This is a genomic window from Arthrobacter sp. Y3225116, assembly GCF_059091245.1.
Genome location: NZ_JBNHGL010000517.1, coordinates 1 through 740 on the forward strand (window position 1 = coordinate 1; position 740 = coordinate 740).

Consider the following 740-nt stretch of genomic DNA (forward strand, 5'->3'; position numbering starts at 1 on the left):
AAGGCGCGCAGGCACTGGTCGACGCCGGCGCCGACGCCATCAAGGTGGGCGTAGGCCCGGGCTCCATCTGCACCACCCGCGTGGTCGCCGGCGTCGGCGTACCGCAAATCACCGCGATCTACGAGTCGGCCAAGGCGGCCATCCCGGCGGGCATCCCCGTGATTGCCGACGGCGGCCTGCAGCACTCCGGGGACATCGGCAAGGCCCTGGTGGCCGGCGCGGACACCGTGATGCTCGGTTCGCTGCTGGCCGGCGCCGCCGAGTCCCCGGGCGACCTGGTGTTCGTCAACGGCAAGCAGTTCAAGGCCTACCGCGGCATGGGCTCGCTCGGGGCCATGCAGACGCGCGGGAAGAACACCTCCTACTCGAAGGACCGCTACTTCCAGGCCGATGTGCCCGACGACGAGAAGCTGATCCCCGAGGGCATCGAAGGCCAGGTGCCCTACCGCGGCCCGCTCTCGGCCGTCGCGCACCAGCTGGTCGGCGGCCTGCGCCAGACCATGTTCTACACCGGCGCCCGCAACATCGCCGAGCTGAAGGCCAAGGGCAAGTTCGTGCGGATCACGGCGGCGGGGCTGAAGGAGTCCCACCCGCACGACATCATGATGACCGTGGAAGCACCGAACTACAAGCGGTAGTCCCGCAGCCGTCGGCGGCGCCGTTCCCCGCACCGGGGGAGCGGCGCCCCTCGCGTTAACCAGCGGCAGGCCCTTCGCCGCCGCTCAGCGGCCGCGACCAGC

Annotated in this window: 1 protein-coding gene; it reads left to right on the top strand. The window is 70.9% G+C overall.

From position 1 onward, the window contains the following. On the top strand, positions 1 to 638 hold a 638-nt coding region (locus tag AC5RV2_RS18715; RefSeq protein ID WP_494093576.1), incomplete at its 5' end, for an IMP dehydrogenase. Between the last annotated feature and the right edge of the window lie 102 nt (positions 639 to 740).